This window comes from Pseudoduganella sp. GW821-FHT11H04 (genome assembly GCF_058807935.1).
Window position 1 is genome coordinate 82,476 of sequence record NZ_JBXARE010000015.1, and the last position, 20,469, is coordinate 102,944.

At 62.3% G+C, this 20,469-nt stretch carries 18 protein-coding genes; 12 read left to right on the top strand and 6 right to left on the bottom strand.

What is annotated here, in order from left to right:
* Positions 1 to 150 precede the first annotated feature (150 nt).
* The 3 genes from AC1RTP_RS24175 to AC1RTP_RS24185 are packed head-to-tail and all read left to right on the top strand — an operon-like array spanning position 151 to position 4,557.
* On the top strand, positions 151 to 2,076 hold the full coding sequence (locus tag AC1RTP_RS24175; protein ID WP_498611190.1) for a TOL_0244 family TonB-dependent receptor: 1,926 nt from the start codon (positions 151 to 153) through the stop codon (positions 2,074 to 2,076).
* 4 nt (positions 2,077 to 2,080) lie between these two features.
* Positions 2,081 to 2,680 carry a TOL_0243 family YfiR-like periplasmic protein gene (locus AC1RTP_RS24180; RefSeq protein WP_498611191.1) on the top strand — a complete coding sequence of 200 codons (600 nt, stop codon included), beginning with the start codon at positions 2,081 to 2,083 and terminating at the stop codon, positions 2,678 to 2,680.
* On the top strand, positions 2,680 to 4,557 hold the full coding sequence (locus AC1RTP_RS24185) for a sensor histidine kinase, YfiR-like protein-associated (RefSeq protein ID WP_498611192.1): 1,878 nt from the start codon (positions 2,680 to 2,682) through the stop codon (positions 4,555 to 4,557). Before AC1RTP_RS24180 ends, AC1RTP_RS24185 begins: the two co-directional genes overlap by 1 nt.
* 159 nt (positions 4,558 to 4,716) lie before the next feature.
* Here the strand turns inward: AC1RTP_RS24185 and AC1RTP_RS24190 are convergent, their stop codons facing one another.
* Entirely contained in the window at positions 4,717 to 4,902 is a 186-nt protein-coding gene (locus tag AC1RTP_RS24190; RefSeq protein ID WP_498611193.1) for a hypothetical protein, read from the bottom strand.
* Positions 4,903 to 5,280: 378 nt separating this feature from the next.
* On the opposite strand from AC1RTP_RS24190, the gene AC1RTP_RS24195 reads away from it, so the two are divergent.
* Positions 5,281 to 5,640 (top strand): hypothetical protein, encoded by a 360-nt coding sequence (locus AC1RTP_RS24195; RefSeq protein WP_498611194.1) that lies wholly within the window; start codon positions 5,281 to 5,283, stop codon positions 5,638 to 5,640.
* A 51-nt stretch (positions 5,641 to 5,691) separates the two neighbouring features.
* Here the strand turns inward: AC1RTP_RS24195 and AC1RTP_RS24200 are convergent, their stop codons facing one another.
* Both AC1RTP_RS24200 and AC1RTP_RS24205 read right to left on the bottom strand, forming a co-directional pair.
* Positions 5,692 to 7,086 (bottom strand): M16 family metallopeptidase, encoded by a 1,395-nt coding sequence (locus tag AC1RTP_RS24200; protein ID WP_498611195.1) that lies wholly within the window; start codon positions 7,084 to 7,086, stop codon positions 5,692 to 5,694.
* Positions 7,087 to 7,090: 4 nt separating this feature from the next.
* Entirely contained in the window at positions 7,091 to 8,407 is a 1,317-nt protein-coding gene (locus AC1RTP_RS24205) for a M16 family metallopeptidase (protein ID WP_498611196.1), read from the bottom strand.
* A 104-nt stretch (positions 8,408 to 8,511) separates the two neighbouring features.
* Between AC1RTP_RS24205 and AC1RTP_RS24210 the strand changes: the two genes are divergently transcribed.
* Genes AC1RTP_RS24210 through AC1RTP_RS24220 form a run of 3 tightly spaced genes read left to right on the top strand, consistent with a single transcriptional unit; the run spans position 8,512 to position 11,871 of the window.
* A complete protein-coding gene (locus tag AC1RTP_RS24210) occupies positions 8,512 to 9,087 on the top strand; it encodes a chemotaxis protein CheB (protein ID WP_498611197.1) in 576 nt (191 codons plus the stop codon).
* The gene (locus tag AC1RTP_RS24215; protein WP_498611226.1) at positions 8,975 to 11,362 is read left to right on the top strand and encodes a CheR family methyltransferase; all 2,388 of its coding nucleotides are present in this window, start codon (positions 8,975 to 8,977) and stop codon (positions 11,360 to 11,362) included. Before AC1RTP_RS24210 ends, AC1RTP_RS24215 begins: the two co-directional genes overlap by 113 nt.
* 26 nt (positions 11,363 to 11,388) lie before the next feature.
* Complete coding sequence (locus AC1RTP_RS24220) at positions 11,389 to 11,871, top strand: acyl-CoA thioesterase (RefSeq protein WP_498611198.1); 483 nt, start codon at positions 11,389 to 11,391, stop codon at positions 11,869 to 11,871.
* Positions 11,872 to 11,914: 43 nt separating this feature from the next.
* Here AC1RTP_RS24220 and AC1RTP_RS24225 read toward each other — a convergent pair whose 3' ends face one another.
* The 3 genes from AC1RTP_RS24225 to AC1RTP_RS24235 all read right to left on the bottom strand — a co-directional run bounded on the left by AC1RTP_RS24225 (position 11,915) and on the right by AC1RTP_RS24235 (position 15,839).
* The gene (locus AC1RTP_RS24225; protein ID WP_498611199.1) at positions 11,915 to 12,106 is read right to left on the bottom strand and encodes a hypothetical protein; all 192 of its coding nucleotides are present in this window, start codon (positions 12,104 to 12,106) and stop codon (positions 11,915 to 11,917) included.
* A 17-nt stretch (positions 12,107 to 12,123) separates the two neighbouring features.
* On the bottom strand, positions 12,124 to 15,006 hold the full coding sequence (locus tag AC1RTP_RS24230; RefSeq protein WP_498611200.1) for a bifunctional diguanylate cyclase/phosphodiesterase: 2,883 nt from the start codon (positions 15,004 to 15,006) through the stop codon (positions 12,124 to 12,126).
* Between the two features lie 62 nt (positions 15,007 to 15,068).
* Entirely contained in the window at positions 15,069 to 15,839 is a 771-nt protein-coding gene (locus AC1RTP_RS24235) for a spermine/spermidine synthase domain-containing protein (protein WP_498611201.1), read from the bottom strand.
* 148 nt (positions 15,840 to 15,987) lie between these two features.
* On the opposite strand from AC1RTP_RS24235, the gene AC1RTP_RS24240 reads away from it, so the two are divergent.
* The 5 genes from AC1RTP_RS24240 to AC1RTP_RS24260 all read left to right on the top strand — a co-directional run bounded on the left by AC1RTP_RS24240 (position 15,988) and on the right by AC1RTP_RS24260 (position 20,402).
* Positions 15,988 to 16,263: a hypothetical protein gene (locus tag AC1RTP_RS24240; protein WP_498611202.1), complete on the top strand. Its 276-nt coding sequence runs from the start codon at positions 15,988 to 15,990 to the stop codon at positions 16,261 to 16,263.
* 21 nt (positions 16,264 to 16,284) lie between these two features.
* Positions 16,285 to 17,454 (top strand): GGDEF domain-containing protein, encoded by a 1,170-nt coding sequence (locus AC1RTP_RS24245; protein ID WP_498611203.1) that lies wholly within the window; start codon positions 16,285 to 16,287, stop codon positions 17,452 to 17,454.
* A 65-nt stretch (positions 17,455 to 17,519) separates the two neighbouring features.
* Positions 17,520 to 18,974 (top strand): Ppx/GppA phosphatase family protein, encoded by a 1,455-nt coding sequence (locus AC1RTP_RS24250; protein ID WP_498611227.1) that lies wholly within the window; start codon positions 17,520 to 17,522, stop codon positions 18,972 to 18,974.
* A gap of 39 nt (positions 18,975 to 19,013) precedes the next feature.
* A complete protein-coding gene (locus tag AC1RTP_RS24255; protein WP_498611204.1) occupies positions 19,014 to 19,559 on the top strand; it encodes a hypothetical protein in 546 nt (181 codons plus the stop codon).
* Between the two features lie 84 nt (positions 19,560 to 19,643).
* A complete protein-coding gene (locus AC1RTP_RS24260) occupies positions 19,644 to 20,402 on the top strand; it encodes a GNAT family N-acetyltransferase (RefSeq protein ID WP_498611205.1) in 759 nt (252 codons plus the stop codon).
* Positions 20,403 to 20,469: the final 67 nt, after the last annotated feature.

Below are 20,469 nucleotides of genomic sequence, written 5' to 3' on the forward strand. Positions count from 1 at the left end.
GGGAACATGGCATCTCCAGTGTGGTCAATTCCGCTCCAGATTGGCCCGGATGGCAATTTTTCAACGGTCTAATGTTGTCAAAACACACAATGTGAATCGTGCGATCAATAGTTGTGTTTATAATTCCTTACGACAACTTGCCAACTGACCATGACTCGGAAAACTAGCCCTGTATTGTTGCTGGCCCTGCTGTCCCTGGCGCCTGGTGCGCACGCCGCGGGAGCGGCGCCGGATGGCGACATCGCCGACCTCACGCTGGAACAGCTCAACGAAATTGTCGTCACCTCGGTCTCGCGGCAAGAGGAAAAGCTGGGCAATGCCGCCGCCTCCCTCTTTGTGATCAGCGCCACCGATATCAGCCGCAGCGGCGCGCGCAGCCTGCCCGAAGCGCTGCGCCTCGCGCCGAACCTGGAAGTGGCGCGCGTCGATGCCCGGAATTACGCCATCAGCGCGCGTGGCTTCAACAACCCCTTCGCCAATAAGCTGCTGGTGCTGATCGACGGCCGCAGCGTGTATTCGCCATTCTTCTCCGCCGTGTTCTGGGATGCGCAATCGGTGGTGATGGAGGATATCGACCGTATTGAAGTCATCAGCGGCCCCGGCTCCACCATCTGGGGCGTGAACGCGGTGAATGGCGTCATCAACATCATCACGCGCAATGCCAAGGACACGCAGGGCGCCTTGCTGTCGGTGGCCGGATCGAGCGGGCAGGGCGATGCCAGCCTGCGCTTCGGCGGCAAGCTGTCCGGCAACGGCTACTACCGCGCCTACGTCCAGGCAATGGCGGCGGAGGACACCGACAACGAGAAGGGCGCCAATACCTTCACCGGCATGCAGCGCCGCCAGGCTGGCTTCCGTGCCGACTGGGGGCTGATGGGCGGCAGCCTGACGGTGTCGGGCGATGCCTACGAGGCGAACCTGGGCCAGTTCATGACCCGCGATATCCGCCTGTCCGGCGCCAACCTGGTTGCGCGCTATATGCGCCAGCTGGCCGACAACAGCGACATGCGCCTGCAACTGATGCTGGACCACACGGAACGCAACCAGCCCACGGCTTATGTCGACCGGCTTGATACCGTGGAGCTCGAGGGCCAGCATGACGTAAAGCTTGGCGACCATAAGCTGTCCTGGGGCGGCGGCTACCGCCACTCGCGCGACGACAATACGCCAGGCCCGGGCTTCGGTTTCTGGCCCTACCAGCGCTCCATGCACTGGGGGAACCTGTTCGCGCAGGACGAATTCGCACTTAGCCCGAACCTGCGCGTCACTGGCGGCTTGAAAGTGGAGCACAACACTTACACTGGCGCCGAAGTTCTGCCTACGCTGCGCCTGGCCTGGAACCCTGACAGCAAGCGCACCGTTTGGGGAGCGCTGTCGCGCACCGTGCGCGCACCGGCACGCAGCGACCGCGATTTTGTGGCGCCGCCGTCGCCCCTCATGAATGGCGGCACACCGCGCTTCGCCATCGGCACCAGCCCCGAGTTCGAATCCGAAGTGGCCAAAGTGCTGGAGCTGGGCTACCGCGCGCAGCCAGTGCAGAATTTCTCCTACTCGGTCACGGCCTGGTATGGCGACTACGACAAGCTGCGTACGCTGGAACCGAACACCACGCCCGGCCCATACCGCGGCATATTTGAATTCCGCAACCTGGCCGAAGGGCGCACGCGCGGCATCGAGTTCTGGGCGCGCTGGCAGCCCATGCTGCGCTGGCGCCTGAATGCCGGCCTGGTGGTGCAGGATATCGATACCGGCCTCAAGCCCGGCAGCAAGGACTCTACCGCCGCTGGACTCGTGATTAATGACCCCAGCAGTTATTGGCAGTTGCGTTCCTCCCACGAATTGAGCGAACACATCCAGCTCGATTGGACATTACGTTACAACGGCAGCATGCCTAAGCCCTATGTTCCGTCGTATCATGAACTGGATGCGAACCTGGTGTGGAAAGTGCAGCCGCATATCGATGTCGCGCTCGCTGGAGAAAACCTGCTGCATGCGCGCCACGCCGAATGGGGAGCATATCCCGGCCGCAGCGTGTTCGAGCGGCGCGCAGTCCTGAAACTGACAATGCGATACTAAACGTATGGTAAGCGCAAGCCTTACGACATATGCCGCGCCGCCATTGGCGGCTGCCGGCTGGCGAGCTCGCCTGCTTTTGCTGCTGGCGATGTCGCTCTTCGCCCTGAGCTGCCTGTCGGTTGGCGCGCAGCAAGGCGGACCTGCGCCTGTAACGGAACGCAGCGTCAAAGCCGCCTTCCTGTATAAATTCCTCGCCTACATGGAATTTCCCTCCGATCCAGGCCCCAGCCTGGCGGTGGGCGTGCTCGGCGCGGACGACGTGGCGGCCGAACTGGCGCAGATCACCAGCGGCCGCAGTGTCGGCAGCCGCAGCATTACCGTGCGCAAACTGGCCGAAGGCGAAGCGATGACCGGCCTGACCCTGCTGTTCGTCGGCGCCGAAGCCTCGCTGCCTGCGGCATCGCTGCGCGCGGCCGAGAAGAACGGTACGGTCACCGTCACCGAACAGGAAAATGGTTTGCAGATCGGCAGCGTCATCAACTTCCGCCTGGTCGACGAGCGCGTGCGCTTTGAAGTGTCGCTGCCGGCGGCGGAACGCTGCAATGTACGTTTGAGTTCACGCCTGTTATCGGTGGCCTACCACGTGCAGAAAGGCGGGCAGTAATGATTGCAAATGCGGCGGGATCAGTTCGCATCAAACTGATCCTGACGGCACTGACAACGACCTTTGTGGCATTGGTGGTGACCACGGTGGCGATGCTGGTGTACGACTTGAAAAGCTTCCAGCGCGGCTGGGTCGATGACTTGACCACGCAAGCCGTGCTGATGGCCACCGCCTCGACGCCGGCGGTCTCCTTCAATGACCCGCGCGCCGCGCGCCAGAACCTAGGTTTGCTGCGTGTGCGGCCCGAAATCCAGGCCGGCGCCATTTACACCGCCAACGGCGCGCTGTTTGCTTCCTACGTCCAGTCGCCACAGGAATTGCCGGCCTTGCCACAGCACCCGGGCCAGTTGGGCTACTCCATCGAAGCCGGGCGCATGGTGGTGACCCACCCCATCATGGACGAGGGCGAACGCATCGGCACCGTCTACCTGAGCGCGACGTACCGCCTGCTGGACCGAGTGCAAAGCTACGCCCTTATCCTGCTGGGCGTGATGCTGGGCAGCCTGTTGCTGGCGGCCGTCGTGGCGAACAAGCTGCAGCAGACCATTACGCGGCCGCTACAGGCGGTGACCGATGTGGCGCGCACCGTGATGCAAAGGCGCGATTATTCGCTGCGCGTGAACGAGCGCGCCACCGGAGAAATCGGCACCCTGGTCGATGCCTTCAACGACATGCTGGCGGAAATCGCGCGCCGCTCCAACGCGCTGCAGGACGCCAACCTCACGCTGGAACATGAGATGACCGTGCGCCAGGGCGCAGAGCGCGCGCTGCTGCTGGCGGACCGGCGCAAGGACGAATTCCTGGCCACGCTGGCGCACGAGCTGCGCAATCCGCTGGCGCCGATCCGCACAGGCCTTGACATCATGCGCATCAATGCCAGCGACCCCGTGTCCTGCGAACGTGCGCGCGCCATCATGGAGCGTCAGCTGAAACAGATGGTGCGCCTGGTGGACGACTTGCTGGATGTCTCGCGCATCAACACCGGCAAGCTGACCATCCGCCGCGAGCAGCTCATGCTGCAGGATGTGGTGAACGATGCGCTGGAACTGGCGCGGCCCTTTATCGGCGCACAGGGCCACACCCTGCACGTGCAGGTGCCGGACCACGCAGTCTACCTGGTGGGCGATGCCGCGCGGCTGGCGCAGGTGCTGTCCAACCTGCTGCATAACGCCGCCAAGTACACGGCGCGAGGCGGCAGCATTTCGCTTTTGGCGGAAGCCGACACAGGCCAGGTGCAGCTGCGGGTGAAAGACAACGGCATCGGCATTTCTCCGGCCCTGCTGGACGATATCTTTGAGATGTTCATCCAGGCTGACTCTTCGCTCGAGCGCAGCACGGCGGGCCTGGGCGTTGGCCTGTCGCTGGCGCGCAAGCTGGTGGAGCTGCACGGCGGCAGCATCCGTGCCGAAAGCGCGGGCGAAGGGCAGGGCAGTACCTTCACCGTGACACTTCCGGTGCTGGCCGAAACCAGCGTTGCCAAGCCGCAGGCCGAAGTGCTGCCGGCCGATGCGCAGCTGCACCGCATCTTGCTGGCGGACGATAATGTGGATTTCGTCAACGGCATCGGCGGTTTGCTGCGCTCGCTCGGCCACCAGGTGCATATTGCGCACGACGGCCCCCAGGCGCTGGCGGCGGCGGAGAGCTTTGCCCCTGAGTTTGCCTTCCTCGATATCGGCTTGCCCGGCTTGAATGGCTATGACTTGGCGCGGGCGCTGAAACGCTTGCCTGCGCTCAAGCATACGGTGATGGTGGCGGTGACGGGCTGGGGCCAGCAGAAAGACCGCCAGCAAGCGTTCGAAGCCGGTTTCCACCATCATCTGGTGAAACCGGTCAGTATTGATCAGTTCCAGGAAATTCTGGCCCAGGTTGGCCCTTGATATATCGCGAATGCGCCCGATCTGCCTTATATGGCAATGTTGATCGAGGAGTAATGACCATGCGAGCGCATATCACACCCGACCCCGAAACACCTCCGTCGCAACCGGAAAAAGATCCGCCGCTCGACGATACGCCACTGCCGAGCGATCCGCCCACACCTATCGAGGAGCCTGTGCCGAAGCCGCCGCCGATGCAGGCTTGACCTTCGGTTCGGGCAGGGGCGGGATCTGGCGGATCTGTTCGTCGGTATCCTGTTCGCCCGGAGTCTTCTCGCCGCTGCCGATGTCGGCTTCCTCAATGAAATGGCGGCCTTTTTCAGGCTGCGCTATTGTTGGCTGTTCCATAGTGGACCCTCCTTGCTGGCCATGCTACCAGCGCCCCCGGCGTACTGTCGCTTGTTTGCCGAAAAGCTAATGACTGTTGCGCGAGTTGAATATTTTTGAAGGCTGTCATCGGGCCGTCACTATCCCCTATCTATAATAGGTCATCGACAAACGCTTTTCTCGTCGGAGGCCACCATGGGCAATTCCTTGCACAACAAGATTTACCTCAAACCTCGTATCGACATGCATAGCCGCCGTGTTCAGGCGCTGATGTGTGCGAGTGCCGTAACAGGGGTGGCGCTAGTCTGGCTGGCACTCCGCGTACTCAAGTAAGCTTGCCGCGCCCGCCTTGGGCGCGTACCATGATGGGTTGGTTTTGCCCATCATGGAATTCAAGCAATGAAGAACGAAAAACTGAGTATTGACGAATTTAACGCACTGCTGGAGATTGCCCGCGGCATCCAGGGCAGGCCGAGCGCTTGCGTCGGCCGCAACAGCAAGCGGCTGTCGGGCATCAAACTGATCAAGTTTGAGCGTACGGGGCGGATTATTCTCACTGATTTGGGTAAGGAACGCTTGTTCCTGCGCCGCTGCGTGCTGGCGCTGAAGTCGCTGGTGGATCAGACTGGTGATGCGATTGATGCGGATGTGGCGATGTTTCTGGGGAAGAAGTCGCACATTGCGGAGGTGGATGGGGTGGTTGCTATCACCGATAAAGGCCGTGAGTCGCTGGCGGATATTGAGGCGCAGGGGCTTTAAAACCCGGTAATTCGGGGTCAGACCCAAGGGTCTGACCCTGGTTTACCGGGTTTAAGGCTGGAAGCCGTCAGCAGTAATCTCGAGGTTCGTCACCTCGCCATACTTCCCAGCAATCTTGCCAATGTCGGCAGCCTTCCCCACCAACACCATCTGCAAATTCTTGCGTGGGAAATGCTTCTCCACCAGCTGCTTCGCGCGTTCCGGCGTCAAGCTATCGACGTCCTTCATGAAGTTATCGATCTGCCCGCGCGAAACATCGTTCGCATACATATCGCCCAGCAAGGAAGCCAGCTGCTCGCTGGTCTCAAACCGCGGCGGGAATTGCCCCTTCACATACGCCTTGGCCGAATCCAGCGTCGCCTTGTCGATGCCCTTGCTCCACAGGCGGTCGTAAGTCTTGAGCGCCAGGTCCAGCGCCGCTTCCGTCTTCGGCAGCGCGGTGAAGCTGGAGATCGAGAACGAACCCGATTGCGACAGCGTCGAGAAGCTTGAATTCGCGCCATAAGTCAGGCCGGAATTCACGCGCAGCTCATCGTTCAGCCAGGACGTGAAGCGGCCGCCCAGCACCGTATTCAGCACCTGCAGCGGCACGTAATCTGGATCATTGCGCGCAATGCCAGGACCGCCGATCATGAAGGTGGTCTCGATCGCATCGGACTTGTTCACCACCCATACGCGAGCTTTATCTGCCTGCACCTTGCCGTAATCGGCGCGCTGCGGTGCAGGGCCTTCGGCTTTCCACTGACCGAACAGCGCTTCGACTTTCCTGCGCATTTCAGCTGGGTCGAAATCGCCCACTACGACCAGGGCGGCGTTGTCCGGGCGGAAGTAGCGATGATGGAAGGCCTTCACGTCTTCCTGCTTCAGCGCGGTCAGGCTGTTGACGGTACCGGACGCCGGGTTGGCGTAGGCCGAATTCCCGAACAGCATGGCGCGGTAATACGTGCCGACCACCTGGCGCGGGCTTTCCTTGGCCTGCTTCAGGCCATTGACCTTGCGCGAGCGCAGTTTATCAAGCTCAGCCGCATCGAAGCTTGGCTCCTGCACCAGTTCCGCGAACAGCGGTAGTAGGGTGTCGGTGTCCTTGCGGGCGAAGTTGGCGGCAACAGTCGATTGCTCGCTGCCGCCACCACCGGCCAGCACGGCGCCGCGGAAGTCGAAAGCCTGGTCGATCTGGGCCTTGCTATGCTTGGCGGAGCCCAGCAGCACGCCGTCACCGGTCAGGTTGGCCAGGCCGGCTTGCTTGCCGTCGTTGACGGCGCCGGCTTTGACGACGGCGCGCACGGCCACCAGCGGCACGTCGTGGCGCTCCATCATGTAGACGGTCAGGCCGTTTGACAGCTTGGCGGTTTCGAAAGCGGGCAGCTTGAATTCGGCAGCTTGCGCGGAGGTTGCCGCGGTCGCTGCGACGGCGCCGGTCAGCGCGATAGAAAACAGTTTCTTCATCTGATTAGTCCTCCTTCGCGGCCAGCACGCCAACGGTGCGCTGCGATTTCTTCAGGTACTTGGCGGCGACGGCCTGGATATCGGCCGTGGTCAGTTTCTCGTAAGCGGCAGGGGCGTCGAAGGCCTTCTGGTAGCCACCGTAGAAGACTTCATAGTTGCCCAGCATTTGCGCCTTGCCGTTGATGGTTTCCTGCATGCGGTAGATGCCCAGCAGCTTGGCGTTCTTCACCTTCTGCAGTTCTTCATCGCTCACGCCGTCCTTGGCGACCTTGTCGATGGCTTCCAGCATGGCTTTTTCCAGCTTGGCCGGTTCCACGCCGGCGGCGGCCACCGAGAACATGTACAGCAGGCCAGGATCGAAACCGTCGGTGCTGTGCGAGCCGACGCTGGTTGCCAGTTGGGTTTCCACCAGGGCTTTGTACAGGCGGGAGGTTTTGCCTTCAGTGAGCAGGGCTTGCAGCACGTCCAGCGCGTAGTTGTCGGCGGAACCGGCTTCCGGCACCTTGTACGCCACCATCAGGTTGGCGGAGGTCGCGGACGGCTTGGCCACGAACAGGCGGCGCTCGCCCTTCTGTTCAGGCTCCACGGTGCGTACGGCAGGCGGCGCGGCGCGTTTCGGGATGCTGCCGAAGTACTTGGTGGCCAGCGCTTTGACGTTGTCGACTTTCACGTCGCCCACGATCACGGACACCGCATTGTTCGGCGCGTAGTAGGTGCGGAAATAGTTCTCCAGGTCCTTCTGGGTCCAGGCCTTGATGTCCGATTCCCAGCCGATGGTCGGAATCGCGTAAGGGTGGGCCACGTAGGCTACGCTGTCCAGGTCCTGCATCAGCATGCGCACATTGGAGTTTTCCAGGCCGGTGCTGCGCTCGGACAGCACCACGCCACGCTCGCTGTCCACCATCTTCGGATCGATCGACAGGTGGGCGATGCGGTCGCCTTCCAGCTTGAAGATGGTTTCCAGCGCCGATGCCGGGAACCAGTCCTGGTACACGGTCACATCGCTATTGGTGTAGGCGTTATTGGCGCCGCCATTGGCTTCCATGGTACGGTCGAACATTTTCGGACCGTAGTTTTTGGAGCCGTTGAACATCATGTGTTCGAAGAAGTGCGACAGGCCGGTGATACCTGGCGCCTCATTGCGCGAACCGACCTTGTAGAAGGTGTACATGTTCGCGTTCGGGATCGAAGAGCTTTCCAGCACGATGAACTTCATGCCGTTGTTCAGCGTGAAGGTCTTGACCTGGTCGGCGGTCAGCGCCGCCTGGGCAAACGAGGCGGCCGTGTAGGCCAGCATCGCTGCCATCAATTTCAACTTCATTGGTATTTCCTTTCGATGAAAGAAGTTGCCAGAAGAATACTTGATCCCTACCGAAAACGCTAATTTATTCAGCGTAGCTACAATGGGTCAGGAGGCATCAAACGATGAACTCGCCAATCTCGCAAGCGAAGGCTGAACTGGGCATGGCCAGCGTGAAGTTCCCGCTAATTGGCATCGGTGCGTCGGCTGGAGGACTGGCCGCGCTGGAGCGTGTTTTGCCGGGTTTGCCGGAGAAACCCGGCTTCTCCATCGTCGTTATCCTGCACATGCTGCCTTACCACCCGAGCAAATGCGCCGAGGTTTTGCAGCGCTTTTGCAAAATGCCGGTGTCGCAAGTGACGGAACATCCGACCGAGGTGCAGGTCAATCATGTCTACGTGATTGCGCCAGGCACGCTGCTGAAAGTCGAGGACAGTTTTCTCTTTATCGATGAGGCTAATGCGGGCCACAGCACGCTTGGCGCCATCGATTACTTCTTCCATTCCCTGGCCCTGTCGCATCGGCAGGTGGCCACCGGCGTGCTGTTATCAGGCATGGGGCAGGATGGCTGCGGCGGGGCTGGCAGCTTTGCGCGAGCAGGGCGGCACGACGATCGTCCAACTGCCCCAGGACGCTCAGTTTGGCGCCTTGCCTGGTGCGGCCATCAAGGCCAACCAGGCCGATATCGTCCTGCCGGCTGACGATATTGCCGCCCGCCTGCTCATGCTGTACAAAAGCGACGACGCATTCCTGGCTGAAGGCCCGGATACCGAGGACGCGGCCTTGCAGGATGTTCTCGAAATCCTCCATGGAAGCACCGGACACGATTTCCGCCACTATAAGCGCCCGACCATCCTGCGCCGGCTGGAGCGGCGTTTGCACCTGCGCGGGGTTCCGAACATCGTCTCCTATCGAACGCTCCTGGTGAACGACGGCGGCGAGGCGCGCAAGTTGATGAAGGACCTGTTGATCGGCGTGACCGGATTCTTCCGCGACCGGGCGTCGTTCGAACAACTGCGCGGCATGGTCCTGCCATCCTTGCTGGAAGGGCGCGCCAAAGGCGAATTGCGGGTCTGGGCCGCTGCCTGCTCCACCGGCCAGGAGGCCTATTCGCTGGCGATGCTGCTGTCCGACGCCGTGCGCGATATGAGCGAGCCACCGAGCATTCACATCTTTGCATCCGATATCGATGAACAGGCGCTGGGCGTCGCGCGTGCAGGCATCTATCCCGAATCCATCCAGGACGAGGTTCCGCCGCACAGCCTTGAGCGCAATTTTGTGCGAACCGGCAAGCAATATCGCGTGCGCCAGTCGTTGCGGGAAATGATTACCTTCGCCAGCCACAACCTGCTGCGCGACCCGCCGTTCTCGGGCCTTGACCTGGTCACCTGCCGCAACTTCATGATTTATCTTGACCGCGCCATGCAAAGGCATGTGCTGCAGCGCTTCCATTTCAGCCTCAGTCGCGGCGGCTACCTTTTCCTCGGCGGGGCGGAAACCGCGGCCGCCGTGCCGGAACTGTTCTCGGTGGTCGACCAGGAGCACAGGATTTATCTGGCGCGCATTGTCGCTGGCAATAGCAAGCGAGCGCCGGCGCAGGCCACGCCGCGCCACGTCAATTTCTCGCACGCGCCGGCAGGCGCCGGCATAGCATTGCCGCAATTGCTGTCTCCGGACGAACTATGCACCCGGCTGGCGCAGGCGGAAAACGGCTGCGAGGCGCTACAGTCGCACAACGAGGAACTCACCACCGTCAACGCCGAACTGACGGCCCGCCTTCACGATACCGGAAGGGCGAACGACGACCTGGTCAACTTAATTGCTGCGGCCGACCTGGCAACCATTTTCGTCGGCTCCAACCTGACGGTGAAGCGTTTTACCCCGCGTGCGGCCGGCATCTTCAACCTGATTCCGCGCGACGTTGGCCGCCATCTTCTCGACATCACGCACCGCCTGGATTACCCGCAATTGAAGTCTGACGTGGATGCGACGCTTGGCAGCCTGCAGCCGCAGGAGCGGGAGGTAAGGGCGCGCGACGGCAGGCATTACATTGTTCGCGTGCGGCCTTACCGCACCAGCGAAGACCAGGTTGCCGGCGCGGTCCTGACTTTTGTTGACATCAGCCGCCGCCGCCTCGCTGAAGACGAGGTGCGCGCCAGGGTCGCCGACCAGGAATTCCTGCTGCGTCTGGGCGACAGCCTGCGGCCTTTGGCAGATCCAAAAGCCTTGCTGGTGCTGGGCTGCGGCATGCTGGGCAAGCGGCTCGACGTGCCGCAGCTGGCTTACGGCGTTATCCACGGCAACTATTACGAGATGCTGCCCGGGCATGCCGACGACTCGCCGGAACTGCAAGGGCGGGGCGAAGTGGAGGCCATCGGCGCCCCGGTGCTGGCACGTTGGCGTGCCGGCGAGCCCGCAGTGCAGGGCGATATCAAACGCGCCGCGGGCAACGATGGGCTGTCCCAGCTCGCAGGCGGCTCAGGTGCGCTGATGGGGGCTGTCTGCCATAAGGGCGACGCCTGGCTGGGCTTCTTCCTCGCATGCCAGCCCGAGGCGCGCGAATGGGAGCCAGCGGAAGTGGCCTTGTTTGCCGAATCCGCAGCGCGCATCGGCGTGGAGTTCGAGCGTGCGCGGTCCCAGGCTGCCTTGCGTGCGAGCGAATCGCGCCTGCATCATCTGCTGCGCGGCATAGCGCGGGTTTGCTGGGAGACAGATGCCGGCGGCACCAGCGGCGAGGAATGGCTGGAGGCGATCCATCCCGATGACCGGGCGCGTGCGCGCGGCATGTGGCGCGATGCCGTACGTTCGGCGACGGGCCGCGAAACCGAGGTGCGCTTGCAGGATCCCGAAGGTGACTGGCTGCGCGTCAACGTGGTCGCCACCCCGCTGCTCAACGACCAGGGCGGCATACGCGAATGGAGCGGCTGTATTATCGATGTCGATGAGCGCGTTGCGGCGCCATCGGGTAGCATATAGCCATCTATAACTACCCTGGCATGGCAATGGAAAACACGATGCACTGGTCGGCGCACGAGCTGTCGATGACGGTTTTGATGACGCCCGATATGGCCAATTTCTCCGGCAACGTCCATGGGGGCGCTATTTTGAAATTGCTGGACGGGGTGGCCTATGCCTGTGCCAGCCGCTATTCAGGCAGCTATGTGGTGACGCTGTCGGTCGACCAGGTGATGTTCCTGCAGCCTATCCACGTGGGTGAACTGGTGACTTTCCTGGCCTCGGTCAATTACACCGGCAGCAGCTCGATGGAGGTGGGGATTCGGGTGGTGGCGGAAGACATCCAGAAGCGCCATGTGCGCCATGCAAACAGCTGCTACTTTACGATGGTGGCGGTGAGCCAGGACCGCAAGCCGCAAGCCGTGCCGCCATTGGTGCCGCAGACACCGGAGCAGATCGCTCGCTGGGAAAAAGCCAAGCTCCGAAAGGCAGCGCGCCAACAAGTTGCCGCCGCTGCCAAGCAAGCTTGAGCAGGCGGGTCTGACCCTTGGGTCGGACCCAGGTTTACCGGGTTTACATCGGGCGGCGCTGGGTCGGATAAACCAAAGTCCGCATCGCAATCGGATGCGGCACACCCATCGCGAACAGGAATTCCGCGGCGCGCCTTAAACCAACTTCCGGCAGGGCGGCAACGGCCTGGTTGACGATGTCACGCGTACGGTGGTCGGTGCGAACTTGCTGGCGATGCAGGTCGACGCTGTTCATGTTCACTCTCCTCTCCTTCAGGCGCGAAGGCGGCTTGGTTCGCCGCTGTTTAATTGCGTGCTGAGTTGCTTGCCGTCATGCAACATCTGGCGAATTTCGGAAGCGTCCACCGGACGGCTGAAATAAAAACCCTGGATCTCGTTGCAGCCATGGCGGCTCAGGAATCCCAGCTGCTCTTCAGATTCTACCCCTTCCGCAATTACACGCAAGCCAAGGTTGTGTGCGAGCGCGATCACGGACACCACGATGGCCGCATCATCGGCATCGGTGGCGATATCGTTCACGAAGGAGCGGTCGATTTTCAGCACGTCGATCGGGAAATTACGCAGGTAGGACAGGCTGGAATAGCCCGTGCCGAAATCGTCGATCGACAGCGCCACGCCCAGGGACTTCAGTTCGTGCAGCAGGTGGACGCCCTGCGCCACGTCGTGCATGAACAGGCTTTCGGTCAGTTCCAGTTCCAGGGCGGCGGGCAGCAGGCCGGTTTCTTCCAGCACGGCGGCGATGATCGATACCAGCTCCGGCTGCGCGAACTGGCGCGCCGAGAGGTTGACCGCCATGCGCAGGCCGGCAAAACCCGCATCCTGCAGGGCGCGCGCCTGTTGGCAGGCGGTGCGCAGAACCCAGGCGCCGATCGGCACGATCAAGCCGGTTTCCTCCGCCAGGCTGATAAAGCGGGCAGGCGGCACCATGCCCAATTCCGGATGCTGCCAGCGCAGCAGGGCTTCCATGCCGACGATGGCGCCGGATTCAAGGTCGACCTGCGGCTGGTAGTGCAGCACGAATTCGTTGCGTTCCAGTGCGTTGCGCAGGGCGGATTCGATGCGCAGCCGTTCCTGGGCCTCGTCGTTCATCGCCGGCTGGTAAAACTGGAAGGTGTTGCGGCCCAGCTTTTTGGCCGAATACATGGCGATGTCGGCGTGTTCGATCAGGTGCTGCGCCGGGATGCCGTCGGCATCGTAGACCGCCACGCCGATGGAGCAGGTGACGAAGAACTCTTTCCCTTCCAGCATGACCGGCTGCGCCAGCGCCTTCATCACACGTTCGATGATGGCTGGCGACAGCTGCTCGTCCGGGTACTGGCTCAGGATGGCCACGAACTCGTCGCCCGACAGGCGGGCCACCGTATCGCTTTCGCGTACGCTCGCTTGCAGGCGGGCCGCCACGGTTTGCAGCAGCTGGTCGCCGGCCTTATGTCCCAGGCTGTCGTTGACGAATTTGAAGCGGTCAAGGTCGATCAGCACCACCCACATCGGCAGGCCGCTGCGGTTGGCGTAGGCGATGGCTTGCTGCAGGCGGTCCTGCAGCAGTACGCGGTTCGGCAGGCCGGTCAGCACGTCGTGGTGCGCAATATGGTGGATGCGCTGCTCCGCTTCCTTGCGCTCCGTGATTTCGGTGCCGGTGCCGCGGTAGCCCTTGAATTCGCCCTGGGCGTCGTACACCGGTTCGCCGCTGGTGTTGAACCAGCGCGTCACACCGTCGGAGCCAACGATGGCGTATTCGAAATTCGAAAAGGGCAGGCGTGCCTGCACCTTGTTGATATGGTCGCGGCCCGAGCTGCTGGTGTACAGCTCCGGCGTGCATTCCCAGCGCGTGCGCCCGAGGAAATTCTCCTTTGACACATGGCCTTTTTCAAAGAATCCGCCGGTGATGTGGGTGAAGCGGAATTGCGTGTCCTGTTCCCAGTACCAGTCGGACGAAAGGGCCAGCAGGCGGCGGAAGCGGTGTTCGGATTCCTGCAGCGCGCGTTCAGTGCGTTTGCGCGCCGCCACGTCTTCGGCCAGGCGCTGGTTGGAACGCTGCAAGTCGGCGGTGCGCGCATCGACCAGCAACTGCACGCGGCGCGAACGTTGCACCAGGGTGTGCACCAGGGCCGTGGCCAGGGCGCTGAACAGCAGGCCGCCCAGCAGGGTGCCGAGCGAGCCAAGGTGATCGGCCAGGAAGGGGCGCGGCAGGTCGTCGCTGCGGATATGCCAGGAGCGGCCCAGCACATCGAAGCTGCGCATTTCTGTGCTGCGGTATTCGAAATCAAACCAGCGGTGCAGCCAGTGCTCCTTGCGCTTGGTGGGCGCCGGCCCCAGGCGGTAGGCCAGGCTGCTGCTCTCGGCCGGGTCGCCGGCGTAGACGCTCAGGCCCAGGTCCGGGTCGTCCAGCAGGCCGTCGCGCTGCAGGATGGTGTGCACCAGGTAAGGCGTTCGGATCACAGCCGCGGTGTCGCCTACCCATGCGGTATGGCGTTCGTTGCGGGTGCCGGTCGGCATGCCGGGGCGGTACACCGGCATGATCATGATGAAGCTGTTGCGCTGGGCGGGATCTTGCGCCAGCTGCAGCTGTTCGGTGGCGGCGGGACGGCCCGTGTTCAGGATGCGGTCGATGGCGTTACGCACCTGCACATTGCGGCCGGTGTTCAGGCCCAGGGCCGGCTCGTTGCCCAGCATCGGCTCCAGGTATTCGACCACGTTGTAGTAAGGGCGTTCCGGCGCGGGGAAAGCGCTGCCGTCCGGCGCCAGTTCGGTGATCTGGAAGCCGGGCGTGCGCGCCTGCATTGCTGCCTCAAAGGCCGCACGCTCGTCATTGGTCAGCACTCGGTGGTAGTTGAACGCCTGGATGAAGGGGTAGCGCTGCAGCAGCGGTTCGGAGAAACTGTGGAACTGTTCGCGGCTGACCGGTTGCACGGTGCGGAACAGCTCATTGATCACATTCAGCACTTCCACCGCATCGGACAGTCCGCGCTTGATGGCGGTCACACGCACGTTGGCGCGCTGCTGGAAGGCCAGTTCCATCTTGCCGAATTCGAGGGCGCTGACAGAGACAAAGAGAACGGCGGTCGCCGCCAGGCCTGCGCCCAGCGTCAGTGCAGCTGCACCGTAGTGCGATAGTCTCCTGCGCCGACCTGCCATGGTTTCCTTCGCTTTAAAAAAGCTAGTTTGTCACAGTTCTTCTGTCTGTAGAGCAAGAATGCTTAAATTCCTTGCAAATTCCCCTTGCGCAGGCGGGCAACGGTGTAAATTGCCAACAGCCGGTTCGCCAGGCCAAAACCCAGACCCGGCGTCGGGCTGCCCCAGGCGGCTACGCGGCGCTGCATGGCGCTGGCGGGGGCTCCGGGAGAGCGTCCTGGACGAATCGCAAACAGGATGTGGTTGTTGCCGGCGATGCCGGTGAACTGGCAGATGCGGTCGTGGAAGGCATTTGCCAGCCGCACCAGCACGCTGCGGTATTTCGGATCGTAGCTGAAAACATTCGCGGCCAGCACACCGTCCGGGCGCAGGGCGCGCCGGCAGTCGGCATAGAAATGGTCGCTGGACAGCGCGTTCGGCAGGCCGTCGGCGTCAAAGCCGTCCACCAGCAGCACGTCGGCGCTGTCCTTCAACTCTTTCATGTACTGTGAGGCATCGCACTGGATGACGCGGAAGCGCTCGTTGTCCGGCGGGATGGCGAAACGTTCGCGCAGGGCGATCACGTCGGCGCGCAATTCGAGCACGGTGATGCGCGTCTTCGGCAAGTAGCGGTAGCAGAATTTGGCCAGCGAGCCGCCGCCCAGGCCCACCATCACGATATGTTCGGGATGTGGTTTGAACAGGACAAAGCACATCATCGCCCGGGCATAGGCCAGCACCAGCGCATCCGGGTCGGCCGGGTCCATCTGGCTCTGGACTTCACCGGGCGTGAATTCCAGCGACAGCCGGCCGCGGCGACGGCGAACCTGGGGGCGGCGGTCTGGGATGGAAGTCATTTTGTCAACTTGTTATGAAGAGTGATGATCTGATAAGCTGCCGGGCTCCGGGTTCCAGTGTACCGGATGAGCAGCGCTACGGGCGTTCGCATTTACATCGGCAACTTTTATAGGTACATTGCCAACATAGGCAGCTTGGAGACGATAAATGTTCTTAGACCATCCAACCATTACCGCGACCAACAGCTTCACGGAACCGGACCGTATCGAGCGCCTGACCCGCGTGTACGGCTATGTTGCGGCATTGGCCGACCATGCAGGCAAGCAGCAATTTATCGAAAAGGTCAGCCAGCTGCATGACCACAAAGGCACACTGATCGTGTTCTGGCACGACATGCCGACCGAAGACGAAAAAGACTTCTTCGCCAAAGCCTGGGCCAGCAAGATCGGCGACGGCAGCAGCAACGTCGAACACGAAGTCTGAGCGCGGCCCGGCCGCTGAACGATGGATATCCATACCCTGGTTCTCGCCCTCGCGCTGGGCAATCTCAGTTTATGCGCGGCGCTGTTTTTTTTCGAGTATGAAAGCAAGAAATCCCTGACCCTGTCGACCTGGGCGATTGCCAAGCAATGCCAGGCGATCGGTTGGTTCCTGTTGTATTTCCGCGGCGTGGTGCCGGAGCTGCTGGCCGGTCCGCTCGCCAATATCGTGCTGCTGGCTGGATTTGCACTCGATGCCGGCGCGCTGTGGCAGGGCTTTGGCCGCCCGCGCTGGCGCGGCTACCTCTATCCGGCCCTGTCCGTGGCAGCCGGCACGCTGCTGGCCTTCCATATTCTTGACGCCTCGCCTGCGGTCCGCATCGCGGTCGGTTCGCTGTTCGTTGGCTTCTTTTTCCTGGCGGGCGTGCTGGCGCTGGCGCGCGCCTGGCAGGGCGGCAGCATGTTGCGCCGCTACCTGGTGGTGGCCATGTTCGTGCTGGCGCTGGTGGTGGTGGGGCGCGGCCTGCTGACGGCGGCTTATCCGGATGGCTTGTCCTGGGTTGGCCCGAACCTGATGCAGGTGATCGGCTTTGGCGGCTTCTATCTCATGATGCTGGTGAACGCCTTCGGCTACCTCTTGCTGTCGCGCGAACACCTGCAGGCGGAAATGGCGCGGCTGGAAACCACCGATGCACTGACTGACGTGCCGAACCGGCGCGGCTTCTATCAGGCCCTGGCGCCATGGATGGCGCTGGCGCGCCGCCCCGGCCAGCCGACGGCCATGATCATCCTCTCCCTGGACCAGTTCAAGCGCGTCAACGACAGCTATGGCCATGCGGCGGGCGACGCGGCCTTGAAAAACATGGTCGAAACCTGCAAGAAACAGTTGCGTGATTCCGACCTGATGGGCCGCCTGGGCGGCGCCGAATTCGCCATCCAGCTGCCGCGCACGGGGCTGGAAGACGCGCTGATGGTGGCCGAGCGTATCCGCAAAGCCATCGAAGTCATGCCGGTAAAGACCGAGCGTGCGGTAATCAAACTGACGGCCAGCATGGGTGTCACCACCATCCGCGCCGACGACAGCACCGTGAGCCTGTTCAAGCGCGCCGACGAGGCCCTGCAGGCGGCCAAGGTGCGCGGCGAAAACCAGGTGGCGCAGCCGCCGGAACCCCTGTCTGCCGAGGCTTTGTCATGACGGCGTAACACTGATGGCGTACTGTGCTACCATTTTCGTTATAAACGATATAAATGGAATCCTCGATGTACGCCGCAGTGGACCTGGGCTCCAACAGTTTCAGACTCTCCATCGGCCAGTACGATGGCGAGAAAATCCGCGTGCTGAACAGCATGCGCGAACCAATCCGCCTCGCCGCCGGCCTTGACGTCAACGGCAACCTTACCGATGAAGCCTTGCAGCGTGCGCTGCTTTGCCTGAAGGATTTCCGCGTTGCACTGGCTGCCTACAAGTTCGAGGCCGTGCGCGTGGTCGCCACCGCCATCCTGCGCCAGGCGCGCAATGCGGGGGACTTCCTGCCGCAGCTGGAACAGGCCATCGGCTACCCGATCGAGATCATCTCCGGCGAGGAAGAGGGGCGGCTGATTTACATGGGCGTGGCCAATGCGCTGGGCCAGCCGAACGAAAGCCGCCTGGTTGTGGATATTGGGGGCGGTTCGACGGAATTGATTTTGGGCCGTGGGCTGGATATCGAACGGGTTGAGTCTTTCAGCGTGGGCAGCGTTAAGCAAAGCCTGTCCTTTTTCGTGGGCGGGCGGATCGATGCGCGCTCCTTCGAAGCGGCTGTGCTGTCGGCGCGCTCGCATTTCGAGGATGGGGCGCCGCCTTACCATCCCGAGTACTGGAAGCGGGCTTACGGCTCTTCCGGCACCATTCGCGCCATTGGCGAAATCATTGAAAAGAACAAGCTGGGCGACGGCATCACGCTGGCGGCCTTGAATGCGGTGCGCAAGCGCTTTATCGAATTCGGGCAGGTTTCCAAGATCGATATGCCGGGCTTGCGGCCGGATCGCGCAAGTACCGTGATCGGCGGCCTGGCGATCCTGATCGGCGTCGTACAGGAGCTGGGTATCGAGAAGCTGGAGCCTATCGATGCGGGCCTGCGCATGGGCGTGATGTGGGACTTGCTCCTGCGGTCGACCCGGCGCGACCGGCGCGAACAATCGGTGAGCGATTTCCTGGCGCGTTTCCATATCGACGCCGCGCGTGGCGGGCGTGTGGCGGAATCGGCTTCCGCGCTGTTTGCGCAAATGAAGCCTGCTGCCGATGCCTTGCAGCGCCACTTGCTGTGGAGTGCGCAGCTGCACGAAGTAGGGCTGGTGGTGTCGCAGACCGGCTACCACAAGCACGCGGCTTATATGGTCGAAAATGCCGACCTGCCGGGCTTCACCACCCGCGAGCAGAAGCTGATGGGGCGCCTGGTGCTGGCGCAGAAGGGCAACCTGCGCAAGGTCAGCGAATACCTGTCGGACAGCGATTTCGCCAAGGCGGTGGTGGCGCTGCGGCTGGCGATCCTGTTCATGCATTGCCGGATCGAGGTTGATGACCGTGCCGTGCGGCTGCGCATGAAGAACCGCATCGACCTTGAGCTGAAGCGCGACTGCGTGACCAGCCACCCGACCTTGTCCTATTGGATGGAGAAAGAGCAGGAGTTCTGGGACGAGGTGGGCGTGGATTTCAGTGTCCGAACGGTTGCATAATCGTATATACTGTTTATATTATTCAGCTATGGAGTGTCCATGAACGCAACGAAAGCCAAAACCACCGCCGCCAAACCGGCCGCCGCGAAGACTGCCGCCAAGCCGGCCGCGAAGCCAGCTGCAAAAGCAGTCGCCAAGCCTGCCGCGAAGCGCGCGCCTGCCGCCAAGCCTGCCGCCGCAGCCAAGCCTGCCGCCGCAGCCAAGCCAGCTGCCGCTGCGAAGCCGGTCGCACCGAAGCCCGCCGCCAAACCTGCCGCCAAGCCAGCGGCCAAGCGCGTCGCCGCAAAGCCAGCCGCCGCTCCAGCCCCGACTCCTGCCGCCAAGCCAGCCAAAGTCGCCAAAGCTGAAAAGCCAGCCAAGCCGCACAAGGAAAAACTGGTGCGCGACAGCTTCACCATGCCTGAATCCGAGTACGCGGTCCTGGGCCAGGTGAAAAAGGCCTGCCTGAAGAACGGGGTGGAAGTCAAAAAGTCCGAACTGCTGCGCATCGGCGTCGCCCTGATCAGCCGCCTGGACATGGCCACGCTGAAGCAAGTCCTGGCCTCCCTGCCACAGCTGAAAACTGGTCGTCCGAAGAAGGCTTAATGTCACGCTTTTGACACAAAACTGTCATGTTCATGCAGCAATAGGGCAGCAAACTGGCTTCGTCACTACAAGAAAGGACGAAGCATGCAAACCACGATTGCTACCGCCGAACAACGGGCTCCAGCCCCGCGACTGGTACTGAGCATGGCAGCCACTCCGGAAGAAGTGCGCGAAGTCCAACGCCTGCGCTATAAAGTCTTTATCGAAAACCAGGGACTGACCGCCCTGGCGACACCCGATGGCCTGGATTGCGACGAATTCGACGCCGCCTGCGATCACCTGATCGTGCGCGATTCCGCCACCCTGAAAGTGGTCGGCACCTACCGTCTGCTGAACCCCGCCGGCGCCCGCAAGCTGGGCCGACACTACTCTGAAAACGAATTCGACCTCGGTCGCCTGAAGCACCTGCGCGGCCGTATCGTGGAAGCGGGCCGCGCCTGCATCCACCCGGATTACCGCGGCGGCAGCGTGATCATGCTGCTGTGGTCCGGCCTGGCCGAATACATGCGCCGCCACCAGTGCGAATACCTGATCGGCTGCGCCAGCATCAGCCTGGCCGATGGCGGCCACAATGCCGTCGCCGTCTATGAACAGCTGCGCCACAAGCACCTGGCCCCGATGGAATACCGCGTCACTCCGCACCTGCCTTTCCCAGTGGAGAAGGTGGAAGCGGCGCGTGCGCCCCAAGTGCCGGCCCTGCTGAAAGGCTACCTGCGTTCCGGCGCCTGGATTTGCGGCGCACCGGCCTGGGATCCTGATTTCGAGAGCGCCGACCTGTTCGTGATGATGCCGCTGGCGAACCTGGATGGCCGCTACGCCCGTCACTACAATATGGCCGCCTAACTGTACCCCTCCCGCGCGTGCCTGACTGTGCACGCGCGCGGTGCACCTCCTTTCCTACCATGTGGGG

Excerpts from the sequence above, each read along its gene's own strand:
- AC1RTP_RS24200 (WP_498611195.1), bottom strand. The coding sequence starts at position 7,086 with ATGAAGAAACTGTTTTCTATCGCGCTGACCGGCGCCGTCGCAGCGACC.
- AC1RTP_RS24195 (WP_498611194.1), top strand. The coding sequence starts at position 5,281 with ATGAAGAACGAAAAACTGAGTATTGACGAATTTAACGCACTGCTGGAG.
- AC1RTP_RS24260 (WP_498611205.1), top strand. The coding sequence starts at position 19,644 with ATGCAAACCACGATTGCTACCGCCGAACAACGGGCTCCAGCCCCGCGA.
- AC1RTP_RS24255 (WP_498611204.1), top strand. The coding sequence starts at position 19,014 with ATGAACGCAACGAAAGCCAAAACCACCGCCGCCAAACCGGCCGCCGCG.
- AC1RTP_RS24175 (WP_498611190.1), top strand. The coding sequence starts at position 151 with ATGACTCGGAAAACTAGCCCTGTATTGTTGCTGGCCCTGCTGTCCCTG.
- AC1RTP_RS24230 (WP_498611200.1), bottom strand. The coding sequence starts at position 15,006 with ATGGCAGGTCGGCGCAGGAGACTATCGCACTACGGTGCAGCTGCACTG.
- AC1RTP_RS24225 (WP_498611199.1), bottom strand. The coding sequence starts at position 12,106 with ATGAACAGCGTCGACCTGCATCGCCAGCAAGTTCGCACCGACCACCGT.
- AC1RTP_RS24190 (WP_498611193.1), bottom strand. The coding sequence starts at position 4,902 with ATGGAACAGCCAACAATAGCGCAGCCTGAAAAAGGCCGCCATTTCATT.
- AC1RTP_RS24240 (WP_498611202.1), top strand. The coding sequence starts at position 15,988 with ATGTTCTTAGACCATCCAACCATTACCGCGACCAACAGCTTCACGGAA.
- AC1RTP_RS24180 (WP_498611191.1), top strand. The coding sequence starts at position 2,081 with ATGGTAAGCGCAAGCCTTACGACATATGCCGCGCCGCCATTGGCGGCT.
- AC1RTP_RS24235 (WP_498611201.1), bottom strand. The coding sequence starts at position 15,839 with ATGACTTCCATCCCAGACCGCCGCCCCCAGGTTCGCCGTCGCCGCGGC.
- AC1RTP_RS24185 (WP_498611192.1), top strand. The coding sequence starts at position 2,680 with ATGATTGCAAATGCGGCGGGATCAGTTCGCATCAAACTGATCCTGACG.
- AC1RTP_RS24245 (WP_498611203.1), top strand. The coding sequence starts at position 16,285 with ATGGATATCCATACCCTGGTTCTCGCCCTCGCGCTGGGCAATCTCAGT.
- AC1RTP_RS24250 (WP_498611227.1), top strand. The coding sequence starts at position 17,520 with ATGTACGCCGCAGTGGACCTGGGCTCCAACAGTTTCAGACTCTCCATC.
- AC1RTP_RS24220 (WP_498611198.1), top strand. The coding sequence starts at position 11,389 with ATGGAAAACACGATGCACTGGTCGGCGCACGAGCTGTCGATGACGGTT.
- AC1RTP_RS24210 (WP_498611197.1), top strand. The coding sequence starts at position 8,512 with ATGAACTCGCCAATCTCGCAAGCGAAGGCTGAACTGGGCATGGCCAGC.
- AC1RTP_RS24205 (WP_498611196.1), bottom strand. The coding sequence starts at position 8,407 with ATGAAGTTGAAATTGATGGCAGCGATGCTGGCCTACACGGCCGCCTCG.